The following is a 19,367-nucleotide window of genomic DNA, read 5'->3' as shown; positions in this document are numbered from 1 at the left end:
TCGTTGAAGGCATGGGTGGACCACCTGGGAACCGCCGAGCGACTCCCCAGCGGCACGTGACTTCGTCTCCGTGTCGCTGGGTGGATTCGCACCCCGTCGGAGGGACCCGAACGGTTTGAAGGTAACGGCCGGTCACCGCCGGTCGGAACCAGTGCTCTCGCTGAGCGGTGTGGCAGGGAGATGCGTCGTCATCCAGAGCTGGCGGCGTACGACCCTGAGGTGGGGGAGCGGCCGATCGTCGCTCCTCCACCACCAGCACGAACGACAGGCTCGATCCACCGTCGCCCGGTCTGTGCCAGGGCCGCGACGGGGCCTGGGGAGGAGGTGGCCTCCGGCGCCGGCAACGGCTCCGGGGGCCGCTCACATCGACGTCCAATCAACCAGGCAGGTCCAGCTCCACCCCGGCCAGTTCGGCTCGGGAGTGGACGCCGAGTTTGTGCAGCGAGCGCGCGACGTGCTGTTCGACGGTGCGCGGCGACAGGAACAGCATCTGGGCGATCTCGCGGTTGGTGCGCCCCTGCGCGGCCAGCCGGGCCACCTCCCGTTCCCGTGGGGTGAGGCCGCCGCCGTAGCCGGGCCGCCCGCCCCGCGCGACCACCCCGTGTTCGCGCAGCGTGTGCTGGCAGCGGGCGGCGTCCCAGCCCGCGCCCAGCCCGGTGAACACGGCTCCGGCCGCGGCCAGCACCGCCAGCGCGTCGGCGTCGCCGGGTCGTAAAGCCAGTTCGCTGCGGGCCCGGCCTTCCTCGGCCTGGGCCGCCTCGTACGGGCGCGGCTGCGCCGCGAAGCCCTTCGCCGCACCGGCGAAATGTTCCACCGCCTCGGCATGGCGGTCCTCGGCGGCCAGCAGATGCCCGCGGCACAGCTCCAGGGACGCCTCCGCCAGCGGCGACTCCCGCCCGCGCATGCCCGCGGCGAACTCCTCGGTCAGGCCTCGCGCCTCGGCGGTCAGGCCCGCCTGGCCCAGCACGTGCACCGCGTACGGGGCCAGTTCGGCGGCCCAGTTCCAGATGGCCTTGGCCCGCACCCGGGCCACGGCGCGGCGGGTCTCGGCGACGGCCTCGTCGAGCTGCCCCCGGGCCGCCAGCACCCGGATGTACGCCCCGGACGCCGCGGCCACCACGGGCACCGTGCTGGTGTGCGGAGCGGCGACGCCCGCCGCCGCCAGCGAGGACTCGGCCGTGTCCCAGTCGCCGCGGGCCATCGCCAGCAGCCCGGTCACCAGGTGGCCCTCGACCTCGGTGGTGGGACCGTCCGGCCCGATGAACTCGGTGGCCCGGTCGGCCAGCCCGGTCCAGCGGCCCATCGACCAGTCCAGGCGCAGCATGGTGCAGCGGGCCGTGGTGGAGGTGACCGACGCCCCGACCTGCGCGGCGAGGTCGGTGGCCTGGCGCAGGAAGTCCTCGGCGGCGCGGTGGCGGCCCAGCAGGATCGTCGCGTCGGCGAGGTTCTGCAGGCCCCGCGCGACCTGCTGGCGTACGGCCAGGTTCGGGCCGCCCTCGGTGGTCAGCCGCTGCGCCACCGTCCAGGCCGCGGGGTCGCCGCAGTTCATCAGCAGGGTGGCCCGGTTGGCGAGCACGGCCATCTTGATGGCGGCGTCGTCGCAGGCCGCGGCGGCCTCCTCGGCGCGTTCCAGCCAGCCCAGGTCGTGGCTGAACGAGGAGAAGTGCAGCACCGGCCAGGACAGCACGGCCATGGCGCGGGCGGCCAGCGCCGGGCGCTCGTGCAGCTCGTCCACGGCCTGTTCCACTTCGGCCGCGCCCTCGGCGTACTCCCCGGCCTGGTTCATCAGCACCAGCCCCAGCTTGAGCCGCAGCTCGCCGCGGGCGGCGACGGGCAGCCGGTCGTCGGCGATGATGCGGCGCAGCAGCGCGACGGTCTGGTCGGAGCGGCGGCCGACCTCGGCGGTCTGCGCCAGCCGGATCGTCAGCCGGGTGCGCACGTTGCGGGGCACGGTCTGGTCGGCGAGCACCTCCTCCAGGGTGGCGATGGCCGCTTCGTTGTCGCCGTCGGCGATGTAGCGTTCGGCGGCCGCCTCGGCGTGGCGCATCCAGGCCTTGTGCTGGCCGGAGCGGCGGTGGTGGTGGGCCAGCCGGGCCAGCTGCGGGGCGGCGTTGCCGTGGGCGAGCGCGGCGGCGGCGCGGCTGTGCAGCTCGCGCCGCCACGGTCCGGGCATCACCTCGTACACGGCGCGGGCGGCCAGCGGGATGCGGTAGCCGTAGCGGCCGTCCTCAGCCTCGGCGAGCACCGCCCCGGCCAGCACCTCGACGAGCGCGTCGCGGCCCTGCCCGGCGTCCATCCCGGACACCTCGGCGAGCAGCTCCTCGGCGACGGGTTCGTCGAGCACGGCGGCGGCTTCGGCGATACGCCGCCCGGCCGTGGACAGCGCGGCGACGCGGGCGTTGGTCAGTTCACGCAGCCGGGCGGGCGGGGCGAACCGGCCGAAGCCGGTGCCGTCGGGGTCCTCGCCGGGCAGGCGCAACTGCTCCAGCACGTCCTCGATGACGCGGGGCACCCCGCCCGTCGCCGTGGCGAGCCGGGCGGTGAAGTCGGCCGGCACGTCCGGGTTGGCTCCGGTCTGCCGCCGCACCTGGCGTACCAGCTGGCGCACCTCCTCGGCCTGCAGCGGCTGGACACGCACGGTGGCCGAGCGCATCTGCGGGGCGTACGCCGCGGCGACGCCGAGCGGCAGTCCCGGCACCGCCAGCTCCTCGGGCCGATAGGACAGCACCAGGCACACCTCGGGCAGCGGCGCGGACATCAGCAGCGACAGCAGGTCGCGCGAGTCCGGGTCGATCCACTGCAGGTCCTCGACGACGAGGGTGACCCGGCCCAGCGAGCCCAGCAGCACGCGGATCGCCCGCAGCATCCGGTGGCGCTCCTCGGCGGGGTCGGCCAGCCCCGGCAGATCCGGCGGCATGCGGTCGGCGAGTTCGGGCAGCAGCGGGCGCAGCGCGCCCAGCAGTGGGTTCAAGGCGGATGCCGGGGGCAGGTGCGGCTCGGCGCTCAGCAGCAGCCCCGTCACCGCGGCCAGCGGCAGTGGCGGCCGGATCGGCGGGCACGCGGCAGCCAGCACCGTGCGGGCGGCCTGCCGGCGCCACTCGTTGATCAGCCGGGTCTTGCCGCTGCCGGCTTCGCCCGCGACGAACAGCACTGCGGGTGGATCGGCCACAGCGTGGCCGAAGCGTTGCAGAGTCTCGTTGCGCCCGACGAACCCGCGGTCTGTCTGCACGACCGTATCTTCGCCGCTGTCGGGCATCGACGCCAAGTCGTCCCGTGCTGTGATCACGACAGCGGTGGCCCGGGCTTGCCGGGACGGTCGACCGCGCGGGCCGTGGGTAGTGTTGCGGCGCAGGGAAAGAGGAGGCGCGGATGGGCCGGGTCATCGTCATCGGGGACGTCGGCGGTTTCCCCGATCAGCTGCGCGCGGCCCTGATCGCGGCCGGGGCGCGGAAGAAGGATCTGCGGCTGCCCGCCGACCTGACCGTCATCCAGGTCGGTGACCTGGTCGACCGCGGCCCGGACAGCTCCGGTGTGCTGCGCATCGTGGCCGACCGCCTCGACGACCAGCCGGACCAGTGGATCCAGCTGCTGGGCAACCACGAGTCGCAGTATCTGCCCGGCGGCGACCACTTCTTCCCGGAGCGGCTGTCCAAGAACGACGCCCGTCTCCTGCGCGACTGGTGGGAGGACGGCAGGCTGCGTGTGGCGGCGGCGGTGCGCACCGCCGACGGCGACGACTACCTGCTCAGTCACGCCGGCCTGACGGTCGCGTGCTGGCAGGAGCTGGGCGAGCCGGCCACCGCGGCGGCCGCGGCCCGGCTGCTCGACGAGCGGCCCGAGCCGATGCTGTGGCGCGGCTTCTACACCGGCACCGACGGCAAGTCCGGGCCGCTGTGGGCCGAGGCGGGCTCCGAGCTGTACGGCGAATGGCTCAGCTTCCACGCCACCGGCGGCTTCGTGCCGTTCGGGCAGATCCACGGCCATTCACAGGTCGTCGGTTTCCGGGACCGGAGCTGGCGCTGCACGGGCAGGATCCGGCAGCGGGCGACCGTCGACTGGGCGGCCCGGCACGTGCGGGTGCGCGCGGGTGGCCGGGTGCTCATCGGCATCGACCCCAAGCACGGCCGCAACGGCGCGGCGTCGTGGCGTCCGCTGGAACTGGACGGCGCCACGGTGCTCGACTTCGGGCACCGTGCGGGCGACGCGGTGAGCGCGGGCGCCGGTGAGTCGCGACCCGGCCGCGGGACGGATCGGCCGTACGACGTCGTGCTGTTCGGGGTGACCGGGTTCACCGGCGGGTTGACCGCCGAATATCTCGCGCGGCACGCGCCGGAGGGCTGCCGGTGGGCGCTCGCCGGGCGGGACCCGGTCCGGCTGGCGGCGGTGCGGGAGCGGCTGGCCGCCGCCGTGCCCGGCTGCGCCGAGCTGCCGCTGCTGCACGCCGACAGCGGCGACCCGGTCTCGCTGGCCGCGCTGGCGGCCTCGGCCCGCGTGGTGATCAGCACCGTCGGCCCGTACGTGCTGCACGGCGAGCCGCTGGTGGCCGCGTGCGCGGCGACCGGCACCGACTACGTGGACCTGACCGGAGAGCCGGAGTTCATCGACGACATGTACGTGCGCCACCACGCCACCGCCGTCGCGTCCGGGGCGCGGCTGGTGCACGCGTGCGGGTTCGACTCGGTGCCGCACGATCTCGGCGTCTACCTGACCGTCGGGCGGCTGCCGGCCGACGGCCCGATCCGGGTCGACGGCCACGTGCGGGCCGGTGGCACGGTCTCCGGCGGCACGCTGGCCTCGGCGCTGCTGGCGTTCTCCCGGCGGCGGGAGACCGCACGGGCGGCCCGCGACCGCCGCGCGCTGGACCCCCGTCCGGCGGGCAGGCGGATCCGCACGCCGCTGGGCGGGCTGCGCCGGGTGCACCCGGACAGCGGACTCCAGGGCTGGTCGGTGCCGCTGCCGACGGTCGATCCGCAGATCGTTGGCCGGTCCGCGGCGGCACTGGAGCGGTACGGGCCGGACTTCGCCTACACCCATAGCGCGGCGGTGCGCCGTCTGCCGGTCGCGCTGGCCGGGCTCGCGGGCGCGGCGGTGCTGTTCGTGCTGGCCCAGCTCGGGCCGGTGCGGCGGTGGCTGATGCGGCGGCTGCCGAGCGGGCAGGGGCCCGGCCCGGAGCAGCGGGAGAGGAACTGGTTCAACGCCCGGTTCGTCGGCGAGGGCGGGGGCCGCCTGGTGGTCACCGAGGTGTCGGGTGGCGACCCGGGTTACGGCGAGACCGCCAAGATGCTCGCCGAGTCGGCGCTCTGCCTGGCCTTCGACGCGCTGCCGCCGACGTCGGGACAGGTCACCACGGCCGTGGCGATGGGTGACGCGCTTGCCGCACGACTGGTCGCGGCCGGGTTGCGGATCAAGGTCGAGCAGGTCTGAGCGCGACCGCACGGGTCGGCCGAGGCCGGAAACGGAAGTGGCCGCCGGGCTGACGCCCGGCGGCCACTGTCATACGCCGACCAGCTTGGCCCACTCCGGCACGGTGATGCCGAACATCAGGATCGGCTCGGCGGAGCTGACCGAGTTCGCCGAGCTGGGACCGGTGTTCTTCACGCCGAGCGTCGCCGTGACGGTGTCGCCGACGCCGCCGGCCAGGTCCGCGCCGATCGCGGAGAGGTCGAACGGGGTCTTGATGTTCCAGCTGGAGTCGGCCCAGTTGTCCCGGGTGTCGATCTCGACGACGCGGGCGGTGCGCTGGCTGGGCATGGTGGCCGGGACCAGCTTCAGGTGCTTGCCGGAGCCGCGCTCGGCGAAGCCCATCCGGGTGCGCGCCTGGGCGGGGAGCTCGTCGCCGACGTCCACGCTGGAGGTGCCCCGCTCGAACGTCGAGGTGTCGGCGGCGATGCGGCCCTGGCTGTGGCCGGTCGGCGGCGGCACTCGTCCCATCGGCCGACCTGCCGTGTCGCGGGGCATCGGCATGAACCGGTTCAGCCGAATGTTCGCGGCTCGGGATGTGCGGGCCGAAGGAGGCACCTTAACCGGTTGCGTCCATCGGTGCATCAACCTATGCTGATGCGGACGCTTGTAGGGAGCCGTCGGGCTGCGTCATACCGATTCCTCGTGTCCGTCCCCCCGCGTCGGCCGTGCCGGCGGGGCTGCTCCCTCCGAGGTGAACATGAAGAGAAAGATCGCGCTGGCCGCTGCGTCCCTGCTGACGCTGGCCGCCGCCGTGGTGGCGTTCAGCCAGCCCGCGCAGGCCGCCACCGGCATCCGCGTGTCCAACGGCAAGCTCGTCGAGGCCAACGGCACCGCCCTCAAGCTGCGCGGCATCAACCACCCGCACGCCTGGTACGCCACCCAGACCAGCTCCTTCGCCAACATCAAGGCGGCCGGGGCCAACTCCGTGCGGGTGGTGCTGTCCGGCGGGCGGTGGACCACCAACACCGCCTCCGACGTCGCCAACGTCATCTCGCTGTGCAAGACCAACAAGCTGATCTGCGTACTGGAGAACCACGACACCACCGGGTTCGGCGAGCAGAGCGGCGCGGTCAGCCTGGACACCGCCGTGAACTACTGGATCAGCATCCAGAGCGCGCTGACCGGCCAGGAGAACTACGTCATCCTCAACATCGGCAACGAGCCGATCGGCAACAACGCGGTCACCCCGAACTGGACCGACGCCACCAAGAGCGCCATCCAGCGGCTGCGCAACGCGGGGTTCCAGCACACCATCATGGTGGACGCGCCGAACTGGGGTCAGGACTGGTCGTTCACGATGCGCGACAACGCGCCGAGCGTGCTGGCCGCCGACACCACCGGCAACACCATCTTCAGCGTGCACATGTACGGCGTGTTCGACACGGCCGCCGAGGTGACCGCGTACGTCGACTCGTTCACCAGCCGCAACCTGGCGCTGTGCGTGTGCGAGTTCGGTGACAACCACTCCGACGGCAACCCCGACGAGGACACCGTCATGGCCAAGACCCAGTCCGCCGGGATCGGCAACATGGGCTGGTCGTGGAGCGGCAACGGCGGCGGCGTCGAGTACCTGGACATGGTGACGAGCTTCAACCCGGCCCAGCGCAGCAGCTGGGGCAACCGCTACATCACCGGCAGCAACGGCCTGTCCACCACCTCGACGCAGGCGACGATCTACAACACCGGCGGCGACACGCAGGCCCCGACGACGCCGGGCACCCCGTCGGCGTCGAACGTGACCTCGTCCTCGCTGTCGCTGTCGTGGTCGGCGTCGACCGACAACGTGGGCGTGACCGGGTACGACGTGGTGCGGGTGTCGGGTTCGACGGAGACGGTGCTGGCCTCGCCGAGCACGAACTCGGCGTCGCTGACCGGCCTGTCCGCGGGCACGCAGTACACCCTGGCCGTGTACGCCAAGGACGCCGCCGGCAACCGCTCGTTGCGCTCGTCGACGGTGAGCGTGACCACGCAGACCGGTGGCGGCACGGGCGGCTGCACGGCGACGTACACGATCACCAATCAGTGGCCCGGCGGCTTCGGTGCGAACGTCACCGTGACCAACGGCGCCACCGCCAGCACCAGCTGGGCCGTGACCTGGACGTTCGCCAACGGACAGACCATCACGCAGATCTGGAGCGCGGTGGACACCGCCAGCGGCGCGAGCCACACGGCGCGCAACATGAGTTACAACGGCAACCTGGGCCCGAACGCGTCCACGTCGTTCGGATTCAACGGGACCTGGAACAACTCGGTCAACGCGGTGCCCACGCTGACCTGCACGCGTAGCTGACGCTCGCTTTGCGAACAGTTGAGCCCGTCCCGTGCCCGCGGGGCGGGCTCAACTGTTTAGTTCCCGACATAGCCTTTCTCCACGCGTATTGGGGAAATTAGGGCTTATTTGGAAACACCCGCGTGTAAGAGCCTGAAATATGCATTCCGCTCGTTAGCCTGTCGCACTGTCAGCGGACACCACACGAGCAGGAGGCTTTCACGCTATGGGTCATCGGAGATCGCTGCCCGTCGGTGCGGCGCTGATGTCAGGAATCCTGTCGATCGCCATGCCCGGCCCGGCCGCGCACGCCGCCTCGCCGCCGACCGCGCCCACCATCACCGAGCCCGGCGCGGACAACACGCTGGTCAGCGCGGCCGACGTGCACATGGAGGCCGCGCCGTTCAGCGACCCGGACGGCGACGCGCACCTGTGCAGCGAGTGGGAGATCAGCACCGGCGGCGAGCGGATCTGGGCCAGCGGCTGCACCGGCGGCGTGCTGCGCAACCACATCCACATGGGCGACGGCGTGTTCGAGAACTCCCACGCCGGCCGCGGTGACCTGATCCCCGACAAGGACTACGAGCTGCGGGTCCGGTTCAAGGACAGCAGCGGCGACCCGGGCACCGAGTGGAGCGCCTGGACCGAGCGGCCGTTCCGCACCGCCAAGGAGCTCAAGCCGCGGCCCGACGCGCCGCAGTGGGTGGTCAAGCAGGACGGGTACAAGGTCGAGGAGGTGGCCGGAGGCTTCTCGCTGCCGGTCAACATCGCCATGGTGCCCGGCCACGTCGCCGACCCGAGCAAGCCGATGTTCTACGTGACCGAGCTGTACGGAAAGATCAAGGTGGTCAAGGCCGACTACTCGGTGTCCACCTACGCCGACGACCTGCTCAACTACGACCCGTCCAAGGTCTTCCCGGGCAGCGGCGAGATGGGCCTGGCCGGCCTGGTGATGGACCCGGCGTCCGGAGACCTGTTCGCGTCCATGGTCTACAAGGACGGCAGCAACTACTACCCGAAGGTCGTGCGCTTCCACAGCACCGACGGCGGCAAGACGGCCGCGTCGAAGAAGACCATCCTGGACCTCGACGACGAGCCGCAGAGCGCCTCGCACCAGATCTCGAACCTGAGCATCGGCCCCGACGGCAAGCTGTACGTGCACCTCGGCGACGGCTTCGAGCCCGACACCGCGCAGGACAAGGACTCGGCCCGGGGCAAGGTGCTGCGGCTGAACCTGGACGGGTCGGTGCCCAGCGACAACCCGTTCTACAACGACGACGACGGCATCAGCGCCCGTGACATGATCTTCGCGTACGGCCTGCGCAACCCGTTCGGCGGCGCGTGGCGCGCCACCGACGGCCAGCACTACTCCGTCGAGAACGGCCCCGGCGCCAACGACCGCCTCGCCCGCATCACCAAGGGCACCGACTACGGCTGGGGCGGCAGCGTCAACGACATGAAGAAGAACGCGCTCTACTACTGGGAGCGCACGCACGCGCCGGTGAACATCACCTTCACCGAGCAGAGCGACCACCACGCGGGCGGCTTCCCCGAGGACAAGTGGGGCCACGCGTTCGTCTCCGAGAGCGGCCCGACGTACGCCACCGGCCCGCAGGAGAAGGGTAAGCGCATTGTCGAGTTCTCGTTCAACGGCGACGGGTCGGTCTCGGCCCCGAAGACGCTGGTCGAGTACAACGGCGGCGGCAAGACCACGGTCGCCGGCCTCGCCGTCGGCCAGGACGGCCTCTACTTCACCGGCCTGTACCCGGACAGCGGCGACCCGACCAAGGCCGGCGCGAAGATCTACCGGGTGCGGTACGCGCCGCAGCAGGCAGCGTCCCCGGTCATGATCTACGGCGATCGCGACTTCAAGGGCTCCTTCCAGGCGCTCGGCGCGGGCGTGCACGACAACGCCGCCGGTGAGCTGGGCTCGGTCGGCAACGACAAGATGAGCTCGCTCAAGGTCGGCCCCGGCTACCGCGTCGTGGTGTGCCAGGACGACACCTCCCAGGGCCGCACCAACGCGCTGAACCTCGGCGCGTGCCGCTACTACGGCCCCGGCCAGCACGAGTTCGTCGGCACGGACCTCAACGACAAGGCGTCGCTGATCGCCGTCCTGGGCGGCCCGGCCAAGGGCAAGGGCGTCACGGCGTACACCGGGACGAACTTCTCCGGCGACTCCCAGGGACTCGGCGTCGGCGGCTTCGAGGCCAGCGTTGGCGAGCTGAACCAGGTCGACACCGAGACCAGTTCGATGAAGGTGGCCACCGGGCACGAGGCGCTGGTCTGCCAGCACGACCGCGACGCGGGCGTCAACAGCGGCCAGGTCGGCCCGTGCCGGTACTTCACCGCCGGCGACCACCCGGCGCTCGGCCAGAACTTCGAGGACAACGTGCACCTGATCGCGGTCGGCGGCCCGGCCGTGACCGTGTACGAGGGGGCCGCCCTGACCGGCGTGTCCCAGCAGTTCCCGCCCGGCATCCACCAGGCGTGGCAGGGCAACCTGAACGTCGTCGGCAACGACGCGATCACGTCGTTCCGGGTGGAGCCGGGCTACCGGTTCGTGGCGTGCAGCAACGACGGCAAGAACTTCTCCAACAAGGGCGACCTCGGCCCCTGCCGGACGTTCGGCGCGGGCGAGCACACGCTGCAGGGCAGCACGCTCGACAACAAGATCTCCCTGATGGCGGTGCTGGCCGGGCCGAGCAACGGCGCGCGCATGACGGTCTACCGCGACCGCGACTTCAAGGGCGTCTACAACAAGTACGGCATCGGCATCTACGAGTCGGCGGAGATCGGCCCGGTCGGCAACGACAAGATCAGCTCGCTGAAGGTGGCGGCCGACCACGAGGCCGTGGTGTGCCGCCACGACAGCGCCAAGGGCGAGGCCGACATCAACCCGTGCCGCCTGTACGTCGCCGGCGACCACAAGTACGTCGGCGCCGACCTCAACGACGACATCTCCCTGGTGGCGATCTCGAAGTGAACACCGCTCGAAGCGCCGTCGGCCCTCCGGCCGGCGGCGCTTCGGCGTCCTGCGCGACAGGACACGACGCCTGCCTTGACCGTGCGCCCGCCTCCGCGCCTCGGCCTCGGATGCCTACCTCGCGTCGCGGCTACATCTATTTTGATGTGAGCACATCAAAATAGATGTAGCCGTGTCCTCGACGATCCTCCGCCGGGCGTGCCTCGGGCGATCCCGACGGCGCGGCGTCACCGGAGGCCGAGGGACTCCGGGGCGGCGAGCAGGTTGCGGGTCAGCTCCTCGACCAGGGGAGACTGCTTGCCGCGGCGGGTGATCAGGCCGATGTAGCGGGTCGGGGCGGGGGCGCGCAGGGTCAGCGCCGACACCCCGGGCGGCGGCCCGGCCAGCGCGACCGACGGGATCAGGCCGATGCCGACCCCGGCCGCGATCAGCGACACCGCGAACCCGTAGTCGGTGGTGCGGCACGAGACGTTGACCTCGAATCCGGCGATCGCCGCGTACCCGTCGAGCAGCTCGCCGACGCTGACGCAGCCCTGCACCCACCGCTCGCCCGACAGCTCGGCGAGGTCGACCTCGCCGAGCCCGGCCAGCCGGTGCGCCGCGGGCACCACGATCCGCATCGGATCGTCGAGCAGCGGTGTCCAGGCGAGCCCGGACCGATCACCCGGGCGGACCGGGGGAGGGCCGTCGAAGTGGTACACCAGCGCCAGCTCGGCCCGGCCCTCGCGGACCAGGGCGAGGCTCTCCTCGGTCTCGCTCTCCAGCACGGTCAGCTCGGCCCGCGGGTGCGCCGCGGCGAACCCGGTCAGCGCCGGCGGGAGCAGCAGCTGCCCGCCGCTGATGAAGGTGGCGACCGCCAGCCGCTCGGCTCGGCCCTGCGCCAGCCGCGTGATGCGCTCCTGCGCGTGGACCAGCTCGGCGAGCACCACATCGGCGGACTCGACCAGCACCCGGCCCGGGTCGGTGAGGGTGGTGCCCCGAGTGGTGCGCTCCACTACCGGCGTGCCGAGGCTGCGTTCCAGGGCGGCGATCTGCTGGGACACGGCCGAGGGCGTGAGCAGGAGCGCCGCTGCCGCGCCGCTGAAACTACCGTGCTCGGCCACCTCGCGCAGGATGCGCAGCCGCTGTACGTCGATCATTAGAACCTCTGCAAGCCGCGTAAGGAAGTCATCACTACCGCTAACAACTCTAGCGCGCGAGGCTGAACACATGAAGCGTCAAGCCTGGGTCCTGCTGGCCGCGATGTCGGTGCTCTGGGGCATCCCGTACCTGTTCATCAAGATCGCGCTGACGGAGCTGTCGCCGCCGGTCGTCGTCCTCGGCCGCACGCTCATCGCCGTGGCGGTGCTGTTGCCGCTGGCCCACCGGCGGGGCGCGCTGGCCGCGCTGCGCGGGCGGTGGACCGCGATCGGGGCGTTGTCGCTGCTGCACGTCGTCGCGCCGCAACTGCTCATCACGTACGGCGAGGTCCACATCAGCTCGTCGCTGACCGCGCTGCTGCTGGCCTCGCAACCGCTGGTCATCGCCGTGCTGGCGCTGCGCTTCGACGCCTCCGAACGCGCCGGCGGCCGCAAGCTGCTGGGACTGTTCGTCGGCCTGGTCGGCGTGGCCGCGGTGGTCGGGTTCGACCTCGGCGGCGGCGACGGCCTGGAACTGGTCGGCGCGGGTCTGGTCCTGCTGGCCGGGGTGTCCTATGCGGGCGCCACCACACTGGTGAAGAAGAAGCTGTCGGATGTGCCGCCGCTCGGCGTGGTCGTCGGCACCACCGGCATCGCCAGCGTGCTGCTCCTGCCCGCAGGCCTGCTCGCCGCCCCCACGGCCCTGCCGAGCCTGGACGCCACCGCGGCGGTGCTCGCCCTCGGCCTGCTCAGCACGGCCTTGGCGTTCCTGGTCTACTACAAGCTCATCGCCCTGGCCGGAGCCGGCTCCGCCGCCCTGGTCTCCTACACCAGCCCCGCCGTCGCGGTCGGCCTCGGCGTACTCCTGCTGGCCGAGCCCCTCACCCCCGCCACCATCCTCGGCTTCGCCCTCATCCTCCTCGGCTCCTGGCTCTCCACCCGCAAACCCACCCCGCACCCCAAACCCACCCCGCATCCCACCGCCCTCCGCCACCCCGCCCTCACACGTTGATCATGAACTTATGGCACGGCTGAACGGTGTGTCGGCGGCCTAACTTCATGATCGATCAGGCCCCTCATCCAGCGCGGAAGAGGGGCCTGATCGATCATGAAGTTGTGGCCAGGACACGCCGTCGAACCGTGCCATAAGTTCATGATCAACGCGGCGGGGCGCGGCGGGGCGGGGTGGGGTGGCGGTCCGGAGGGGCCGGGGGGTCAGGCGGTGCGGGCGGCGGCGCGGGCCTGGTGGGCGGCGCGCTTGTCCTCGAAGCGGGAGGCGGCGGTGTTGAGCTTGGCGAGGACGTCGACGAGCTCCTCGCGGATGCGCTCGCCCTCGGCGGACAGGCCGGTGCGCTCCAGGACCTTGAGCTGGCGCAGCACGGGCATGACCACCTCGTCGTGGTGGATGCGCAGGTCGTAGATGCCGGCCATCGCGATCTGCACCGACTTGCGGCCGAAGTTCTCGATGGTGTGGCCGGGCATCTGGAACGACTTGACCACCCGCAGGATCGCTTCCATGGTCGCGTTCGGAACCAGGTCGAACGCGGCCATCAGCAGGTTGCGGTAGAAGAGCATGTGCAGGTTCTCGTCGTTGGCGACCTTGGCCAGCAGTGCGTCGCAGATCGGGTCGCCGCTGACGCGCCCGGTGTTGCGGTGCGCGACGCGGGTGGCGAGCTCCTGGAAGGAGACGTACGACAGGGAGCCGAGCACGTCGGGGTGGTCGGCGGTGAAGCCGGTCTCCATGTGCGTCATGCGGGCCCGCTCCAGCGCGATCGGGTCGACGGCGCGCGTGGTCAGCAGGTAGTCGCGGATCGCGGTGCCGTGCCGGCCCTCCTCGGCCGTCCAGCGGTGCACCCAGGTGCCCCACGCGCCGTCGCGGCCGTACAGCGTCGCGATCTCGTGGTGGTAGCTGGGCAGGTTGTCCTCGGTGAGCAGGTTGACGATCAGTGAGGTGCGGGCGACCTCCGACAGCTTCGACTGGCTCGGGTCCCAGGCCTGGCCGCCGAGCGGGCCGTCGAAGTCGCTGCCCTGGCTCCACGGCACGAACTCGTGCGGGAACCACTCCTTCGCGGTGGCCAGGTGGCGGTTGAGGTTGGTCTCCACCACCGGCTCGAGTTCGCGCAGCAGTACCAGGGTGTCGGTGGTTTCGGTCGTCAACGCAGTCCTCCTGAGATGGGCTGGTAACTACGGTACCGTAACCTACGGCACCGTAACTAGTCCTCGTCTTCGGAGTCTTTTGCCTGCTCGGGGGCGGGAGCGGTGCCGCCCAGGTGGGCGGGCAGCCACCAGGAGTCCTCGGGGCCCTGGGGTTTGTCCGGATAATCCTGCTGTGCCCGGTCCAGCAGCTCCTGCATCCGCCGGTGCAGCTCGGCTGTGACGATGTCGGACTTGTCCCGCTTGCTGGGATACATCGGCTCGCCGACCAGGATCTTCACCGCCACGTGCCGCTGGTAGAGCTTGCGCGGCCGTCCCTTCGTCCACAGGCGCTGCGGGCCCCACAGCGCCATCGGGATCAGCGGCACCCCGGCCGCCGCGGCCATCCGCCCGGAACCGCCCTTGAGCTCCTTGACCGTGAACGACTGGCTGATCGTCGCCTCCGGGAAGACGCCGATGACCTCGCCCTGCTTCAGCGCCTCCAGCGCCGCCTTGTACGACGACAGCCCCGCCTCGCGGTCCACCGGGATGTGATGCATCCCACGCATCAGCGGCCCCGCGATCCGGTTGACGAAGATCTCCTGTTTCGCCATGAACCGGACCAGCCGCTTCGACGGCTGCGCGGCGAACCCGCACAGGATGAAGTCCAGGTAGCTGATGTGGTTGCAGGCGATGACCGCGCCCCCGGTGGTGGGCACGTGCTCGGCTCCCTGCACGTCGATACGCAGGTCAAGAACGCGGAATGCGGTCTTCGCGAGGGCGATCACGGGCGGGTATACGCGGTCCGACATGGCGTAACAGTAGAGCCCGCGCCCGGACGCTCCGACGGCGCGGCAGCCCCCACAGCGTCAGCGCCGCCGCCGCGAGCAGCAGCCCCGCCCCCGCGAACGCCGGGCCCGGCCCGTACGCGGCGGCCAGCGCCCCCAGCGCGACCGACCCCGCGGCCGCACCGAGTTGCAGCAGCAGCGACTGCACCGACAGCACCGTGGCCCGCTCCGCCGCCTCGACCCGGTCGTGCAGCAGCCGCCCGACCGGCGCCACCGCCGCCCCCAACCCGAGGAACATCAGCAGGTACGCCGCACCGGCCGCGACGACGCCGACCCACCCGTCCAGCGCGGCCGTGCCGGCGAGCCCGCCCAGCGCCAGCGCGGCCAGCGCCGTGCCCGCACACGCGGCGCGCCCCGGCGAGCCGAGCCACCTGGTCAGCGGCACCCCGAGCGCGCTGCCCGCCCCGTCCGCCGCGAAGCCGATCGCGGCCACCAGCGCGTACGCGAGCACCCCGCGTCCCGCCCCGCCCGACAGCACCGCCATCCACGCCGGGGTCAGCAGCTCGATCACCGCGAGCCCGGTCCCCGTTGCGGCGGCCACCAGCAGCACCCGCACCAGCACGTGATCACGCCCGGCCAGCCGCAGCCCCGTGGCCACGGTCGCCGGAACCCCGCGCAGCACCGCCGCGAACCCGGGCCGTGGCCCCCGCAGTTCGGTCATCGCGAACAGCACCACGAGCAGCAGCACCAGCTCGCACACCGCCGCCAGCAGCACTGGCACGGCCAGGCCGGTCAGCGCGCCAGCCGGTGTGGTGCCGGGCCACAGGAACGGGATCAGGCCACCGGCGAGCACCCCCAGGCCGAGCGCGGCCGACGCGGCGATGCCGCCGCGGGCCAGTCCCGGTCCCAGGTCGGCGTCGCGGCCCTGCGCCGCGTGCACCGCGTCCACGTACCAGGCCTCGGCCGGGCCAGAGGACAGTGCGCGGGCCACCCCGCGCAGCACCGCGGAGACGACCAGCAGCCACACCGCCCCGGTCAGCCCGAGCAGGGCCAGCCCGCCCAGCCCGGCGACCGCGGAGGCGGCCAGCACGGGCCGTCGGCCGAGCACATCGGACAACCCGCCGGTGGGCAGCTCCAGCACCACCACGGCGACCGAGTACACCGCGCCGACCGCCGCGAGCGCGCCCAGGCTGAGCCCGCGGTCGAGCAGCAGCAGCACCAGGGGAGCGGTGTAGAGGCCGGCGGGCAGCCAGGTCAGGAAGGTGATCGCGACGTAGCGGCGGCGCGCCGCGGCCGCGGCGATCACGCGGCGTCCCTCGGCAGGCCGGACACGACGATGCTGACCGGGCGCGCGGCCGGGTCGGCGGCGTCCTGCGCGACGAGCTCGTCGACGTGCGCGTAGAAGCGATCCCAGAGCGTGTTCACCGACTCGGGCGTGAGCCGCACCAGCAGGTCGCCGATGCCGGCGGCCTCGACCCACGCTGCGGGCAGCGAGCCGAGCGCGGCCTCGTACCCCTCGACGTCCCTGATCAGAATGTCGACCTGCTGGCGGCGCATCACGGCGGACGCCTCGCGGCCTTCGGCGGTGGCGGCCATGGCGGTGGCGCTCCACTCGTTGACCCGGTGCACCGCCTGCCAGCGGCGCGCTCGCGGGTGGCCCGGGTCGCCGGCCTCCGCGATGAACCCGTACTGCGCGAGTTTGCGCAGGTGGTAGCTGGTGGACCCGGTGTCGGTGGCGAACCGGTGCGCCAGCTCGGTGGCGGTCGCGGGCCCGTGCTCGCGCAGCGCCCCCAGCAGCCGCGCCCGCAGTGGATGCGCGAGCGCCTTGAACTCCTCGACCTCGCCGACCCGGCGCACGCCGTCACTCTGACTCATGCCCGGCACGGTACCTATGCAGAGTTTTCTTTGCAAACATAATTCTGCATAGCCCGGTGATCATCCGAGTTGCCTGGCAGGTGTGCGTATCTTGAAGCCGCATACCGCCATGTGCCCGGCAAGTCGGACGATCTTGGCCGGGTTGGGCGCGGCCGCGCCTGCGCGGGCGGACCGCGGCGCGATACGGTGGCTGCGGGATCCGTGGGACGAGGGAGGTGCACGTGGCCGTCGTGGTCGCGATCAGCGGCTCGCCGTCACCGACCTCGCGGACCGCGCGGGTGCTGGCCAACGTGGCCGGCGCGCTCGACGCCGAGATCGACACCATCGCCGTGCGCGACCTGCCCGCCGAGGTCCTGCTCGGCTGCGACCCGTCGCACCCGGTCATCCTCGACATCGCCGAGCGCCTGGCCGCGGCCGACGGCGTGATCGTCGCGACGCCGGTCTACAAGGCCGCCTACAGCGGCATCCTCAAAGCGCTGCTCGACCTGCTCCCGCAGTACGCCCTCGCGGGCAAGACGGTGCTGCCCCTGGCCACCGGCGGCACCGTGGCACACGTGCTGGCCATCGACTACGCGCTGCGGCCCGTGCTCACCACGATGGGCGCGACCCATGTGCTACCCGGCTACTTCGTGCACGACCAGCTGATCAGCGACGGCCCCGACGGCGACGTCGTCATCGCCGAACCGGCCCGCACCCTGCTCGACGGCGTCGTCGCCGCCTTCGCCGCCGCGCTGACCCCGAAGGTGCGCGCCTAGGGCTTCCGCCGCCAGTCGGCGACGACCTCGATGCGCAGGTCGGTCCCATCGCGATCCGGCCGGGGCCGCCAGTGGTCGACCGATACACAGGTGGTGCGGCGCAAACCCGGTCGACGGCGACGGTGCGGTGCTGGATCATCCAGGCCATGACAGTGCCGACAAGGCAGATCCGGGCGCTGCACGACGACGAGACCGTCACCGTCTACCAGGCGTACCGGCCGGAGATCGGTGATGCCGCGGCCGGGCTGGGGCGCTTCCCGGACTGGTACCGCCGCGACCGGATGACCTGGATCAAGCCGTCCTTCCTGTGGATGATGTACCGCTGCGGCTGGGCCACCAAGGAGGGCCAGGAACGGGTGCTCGCCATCCGTCTGCGCCGCGCCGGCTTCGACGCCGCCGTACGCCAGGCCGTGCCGAGCCACCACGACCGCGACGTGTACCCCGACCAGGCGACCTGGCAACGGGCCCTGAAACGCTCCCCGGTGCGCGTGCAGTGGGACCCCGAGCGCGACCTGCACCTGCGCCCGCTGGCCCACCGCGCGATCCAGATCGGCCTGTCCGGCACGGCGGTCGACGGCTATGTCGACGACTGGACCGTCGCCATCACCGACGTGACCCCGCTGGTCCGCGAGATCCACGCCCTGGTCCAGTCGCGAAACCTCCCCCAAGCCACCCTCCTCCTCCCCGACGAGCAACCTTATGAGCTGCGGACCTAGCTGATTTGTGGTCGCTGGAGCGACAACAAATCAGCTAGATCCGTTCGCGGCGACCGCCACAGCGGCGCGATCCTGGAGAACTCGGTCTACGGCGACGCCGCCGGCGGGAGCGGACTCTGGAAGTCGTACACCGTCGTCGGCACCCCTGCCGCGAGCAGCGTCTCCCGCACGATCGGCTCGATGCGCTCCCAGCGGCCGCCGGCCAGGCCGCAGCCGATGCGCGGCATGTGCACGGACGCGCCGAGCCGGGACGCGTGCCCGGCGAGCGTACGCAGGCAGGACTCGACGGCCTCGTATCGGATCGGCGGCCCGGAGCTGCCGGTCTTGATGCCGCGCTGGGCGACCATGTTCGCGACCCAGGTGTCGGGCAGCACCTGCACCAGGCGCACCGCGCCGAGCCCGAAGTCGTTGCGGGCCCGCTCGCGGTGCCAGCGCCGGAAGTCGCGTTCCGGTTCCGGCCACCGCCGGGAGATCGCCAGCACGAAGCCCTTGCCCCAGCCGCCGATGTCGTTGCACACGTGCGCGATCACCTTCGGGCCCTTGGCCTGCGGGCTGGTCGCGTCGCCCTTGATGATCGTCAGCGTGGTCACGGTGGGCATCATGCCGCCGAGGTGCGACACGGGTCGACCGAAATCGTGACGCGCGCCGGGCCCGCGCTGGGCGACACTGGCGGGCATGTCACCTCGCAACGTCGCCGACCTGGTCGCTCTCGCCGAACACGGGCGGCGGGTGAAGTACCTGATGTTCTGGGGGCACCAGCCGAACACCGACGGGAGCATCGGCCCGAGCTGCCTGAGCCAGTGGTGGGAGGCCCCGTTCACGGTCGACGGGCGGAGTTTCGCGACCGCCGAGCACTACATGATGTGGCGCAAGGCGACCCTGTTCGGCGACGCGGACGCCGCCCGGCGGGTGCTCGCGGCCGGGCATCCGCAGCAGGCCAAGGGCGTCGGGCGCGAGGTCCGCGGCTTCAGCCAGGACGTCTGGGAGCGGGAGCGGTACGCGATCGTGGTGGCGGGCAGCGTCGCGAAGTTCGGCCAGGACGAGGCGCTGCGGTCCTACCTGCTGTCGACGGGCGAGCGGGTGCTGGTCGAGGCCAGCCCGGTGGACGCGATCTGGGGGATCGGCCTGTCGGCCCGCGACGGCGACGCGTGGCACCCGCAGCGCTGGCGCGGCCTGAACCTGCTGGGGTTCGCGCTGATGGAGGCCCGCGAGCAGCTCGCATCCGGCTGAGAAACCACGCTGCGGGGTACGCGCGGACGGCGTA

Annotated in this window: 15 protein-coding genes and 1 pseudogene; 8 read left to right on the top strand and 8 right to left on the bottom strand. The window is 72.1% G+C overall.

Features of this window, described 5'->3' with window-relative positions; all coding sequences use genetic code 11:
- Positions 1–376: 376 nt before the first annotated feature.
- Complete coding sequence (locus ACFQO7_RS15240; protein ID WP_376806937.1) at positions 377–3,229, bottom strand: ATP-binding protein; 2,853 nt, start codon at positions 3,227–3,229, stop codon at positions 377–379.
- A 140-nt stretch (positions 3,230–3,369) separates the two neighbouring features.
- Here ACFQO7_RS15240 and ACFQO7_RS15235 point away from each other — a divergent pair.
- A pseudogene (locus tag ACFQO7_RS15235) lies at positions 3,370–3,753 on the top strand (metallophosphoesterase); the annotation flags it as partial.
- Between the two features lie 453 nt (positions 3,754–4,206).
- The gene (locus ACFQO7_RS15230; protein WP_376807032.1) at positions 4,207–5,424 is read left to right on the top strand and encodes a saccharopine dehydrogenase family protein; all 1,218 of its coding nucleotides are present in this window, start codon (positions 4,207–4,209) and stop codon (positions 5,422–5,424) included.
- Positions 5,425–5,493: 69 nt separating this feature from the next.
- On the opposite strand, the gene ACFQO7_RS15225 is transcribed toward ACFQO7_RS15230, so the two are convergent.
- The gene (locus ACFQO7_RS15225; protein ID WP_376806936.1) at positions 5,494–5,931 is read right to left on the bottom strand and encodes a hypothetical protein; all 438 of its coding nucleotides are present in this window, start codon (positions 5,929–5,931) and stop codon (positions 5,494–5,496) included.
- 229 nt (positions 5,932–6,160) lie between these two features.
- Here ACFQO7_RS15225 and ACFQO7_RS15220 point away from each other — a divergent pair, with 229 nt between their 5' ends.
- The gene (locus tag ACFQO7_RS15220) at positions 6,161–7,753 is read left to right on the top strand and encodes a cellulase family glycosylhydrolase (protein ID WP_376806935.1); all 1,593 of its coding nucleotides are present in this window, start codon (positions 6,161–6,163) and stop codon (positions 7,751–7,753) included.
- Positions 7,754–7,997: 244 nt separating this feature from the next.
- A complete protein-coding gene (locus ACFQO7_RS15215) occupies positions 7,998–10,718 on the top strand; it encodes a PQQ-dependent sugar dehydrogenase (protein ID WP_376806934.1) in 2,721 nt (906 codons plus the stop codon).
- Between the two features lie 227 nt (positions 10,719–10,945).
- On the opposite strand, the gene ACFQO7_RS15210 is transcribed toward ACFQO7_RS15215, so the two are convergent.
- Complete coding sequence (locus ACFQO7_RS15210; RefSeq protein WP_376806933.1) at positions 10,946–11,857, bottom strand: LysR family transcriptional regulator; 912 nt, start codon at positions 11,855–11,857, stop codon at positions 10,946–10,948.
- 70 nt (positions 11,858–11,927) lie between these two features.
- On the opposite strand from ACFQO7_RS15210, the gene ACFQO7_RS15205 reads away from it, so the two are divergent.
- Positions 11,928–12,848 carry a DMT family transporter gene (locus tag ACFQO7_RS15205; protein ID WP_376806932.1) on the top strand — a complete coding sequence of 307 codons (921 nt, stop codon included), beginning with the start codon at positions 11,928–11,930 and terminating at the stop codon, positions 12,846–12,848.
- A gap of 203 nt (positions 12,849–13,051) precedes the next feature.
- Here the strand turns inward: ACFQO7_RS15205 and ACFQO7_RS15200 are convergent, their stop codons facing one another.
- The 4 genes from ACFQO7_RS15200 to ACFQO7_RS15185 are packed head-to-tail and all read right to left on the bottom strand — an operon-like array spanning position 13,052 to position 16,632.
- Complete coding sequence (locus tag ACFQO7_RS15200) at positions 13,052–13,993, bottom strand: acyl-ACP desaturase (protein WP_376806931.1); 942 nt, start codon at positions 13,991–13,993, stop codon at positions 13,052–13,054.
- Between the two features lie 56 nt (positions 13,994–14,049).
- On the bottom strand, positions 14,050–14,781 hold the full coding sequence (locus tag ACFQO7_RS15195) for a lysophospholipid acyltransferase family protein (protein WP_376806930.1): 732 nt from the start codon (positions 14,779–14,781) through the stop codon (positions 14,050–14,052).
- Positions 14,720–16,063 carry a PucC family protein gene (locus tag ACFQO7_RS15190; RefSeq protein ID WP_376806929.1) on the bottom strand — a complete coding sequence of 448 codons (1,344 nt, stop codon included), beginning with the start codon at positions 16,061–16,063 and terminating at the stop codon, positions 14,720–14,722. The genes ACFQO7_RS15195 and ACFQO7_RS15190 overlap by 62 nt, the downstream gene beginning before the upstream one ends.
- On the bottom strand, positions 16,060–16,632 hold the full coding sequence (locus ACFQO7_RS15185; protein WP_360528639.1) for a helix-turn-helix domain-containing protein: 573 nt from the start codon (positions 16,630–16,632) through the stop codon (positions 16,060–16,062). The genes ACFQO7_RS15190 and ACFQO7_RS15185 overlap by 4 nt, the downstream gene beginning before the upstream one ends.
- Before the next feature lie 221 nt (positions 16,633–16,853).
- On the opposite strand from ACFQO7_RS15185, the gene ssuE reads away from it, so the two are divergent.
- Together ssuE and ACFQO7_RS15175 are read left to right on the top strand one after the other, a co-directional pair.
- Positions 16,854–17,387 carry an NADPH-dependent FMN reductase gene (gene ssuE / locus ACFQO7_RS15180; RefSeq protein ID WP_360528642.1) on the top strand — a complete coding sequence of 178 codons (534 nt, stop codon included), beginning with the start codon at positions 16,854–16,856 and terminating at the stop codon, positions 17,385–17,387.
- 146 nt (positions 17,388–17,533) lie between these two features.
- On the top strand, positions 17,534–18,103 hold the full coding sequence (locus tag ACFQO7_RS15175) for a DUF4291 domain-containing protein (protein ID WP_376806928.1): 570 nt from the start codon (positions 17,534–17,536) through the stop codon (positions 18,101–18,103).
- Between the two features lie 86 nt (positions 18,104–18,189).
- Here ACFQO7_RS15175 and ACFQO7_RS15170 read toward each other — a convergent pair whose 3' ends face one another.
- A complete protein-coding gene (locus tag ACFQO7_RS15170) occupies positions 18,190–18,693 on the bottom strand; it encodes a macro domain-containing protein (RefSeq protein WP_376806927.1) in 504 nt (167 codons plus the stop codon).
- 85 nt (positions 18,694–18,778) lie between these two features.
- Between ACFQO7_RS15170 and ACFQO7_RS15165 the strand changes: the two genes are divergently transcribed.
- The gene (locus ACFQO7_RS15165) at positions 18,779–19,333 is read left to right on the top strand and encodes an NADAR family protein (protein WP_376806926.1); all 555 of its coding nucleotides are present in this window, start codon (positions 18,779–18,781) and stop codon (positions 19,331–19,333) included.
- Positions 19,334–19,367: the final 34 nt, after the last annotated feature.

The sequence above is a fragment of the Catellatospora aurea genome (genome assembly GCF_042663325.1).
In the GTDB taxonomy this organism is placed as follows: domain Bacteria; phylum Actinomycetota; class Actinomycetes; order Mycobacteriales; family Micromonosporaceae; genus Catellatospora; species Catellatospora aurea.
The sequence above is the reverse complement of the archived record's forward strand: the minus strand, read 5'-3'. Positions and strand labels throughout refer to the sequence as shown.

Bases quoted from the DNA above. Each gene is read 5' to 3' on its own strand.
- ACFQO7_RS15220 (WP_376806935.1), top strand. From the start codon at position 6,161: ATGAAGAGAAAGATCGCGCTGGCCGCTGCGTCCCTGCTGACGCTGGCC.
- ACFQO7_RS15165 (WP_376806926.1), top strand. From the start codon at position 18,779: ATGTCACCTCGCAACGTCGCCGACCTGGTCGCTCTCGCCGAACACGGG.
- ACFQO7_RS15175 (WP_376806928.1), top strand. From the start codon at position 17,534: ATGACAGTGCCGACAAGGCAGATCCGGGCGCTGCACGACGACGAGACC.
- ACFQO7_RS15225 (WP_376806936.1), bottom strand. From the start codon at position 5,931: ATGGGACGAGTGCCGCCGCCGACCGGCCACAGCCAGGGCCGCATCGCC.
- ACFQO7_RS15215 (WP_376806934.1), top strand. From the start codon at position 7,998: ATGTCAGGAATCCTGTCGATCGCCATGCCCGGCCCGGCCGCGCACGCC.
- ACFQO7_RS15210 (WP_376806933.1), bottom strand. From the start codon at position 11,857: ATGATCGACGTACAGCGGCTGCGCATCCTGCGCGAGGTGGCCGAGCAC.
- ACFQO7_RS15185 (WP_360528639.1), bottom strand. From the start codon at position 16,632: ATGAGTCAGAGTGACGGCGTGCGCCGGGTCGGCGAGGTCGAGGAGTTC.
- ACFQO7_RS15205 (WP_376806932.1), top strand. From the start codon at position 11,928: ATGAAGCGTCAAGCCTGGGTCCTGCTGGCCGCGATGTCGGTGCTCTGG.
- ACFQO7_RS15195 (WP_376806930.1), bottom strand. From the start codon at position 14,781: ATGTCGGACCGCGTATACCCGCCCGTGATCGCCCTCGCGAAGACCGCA.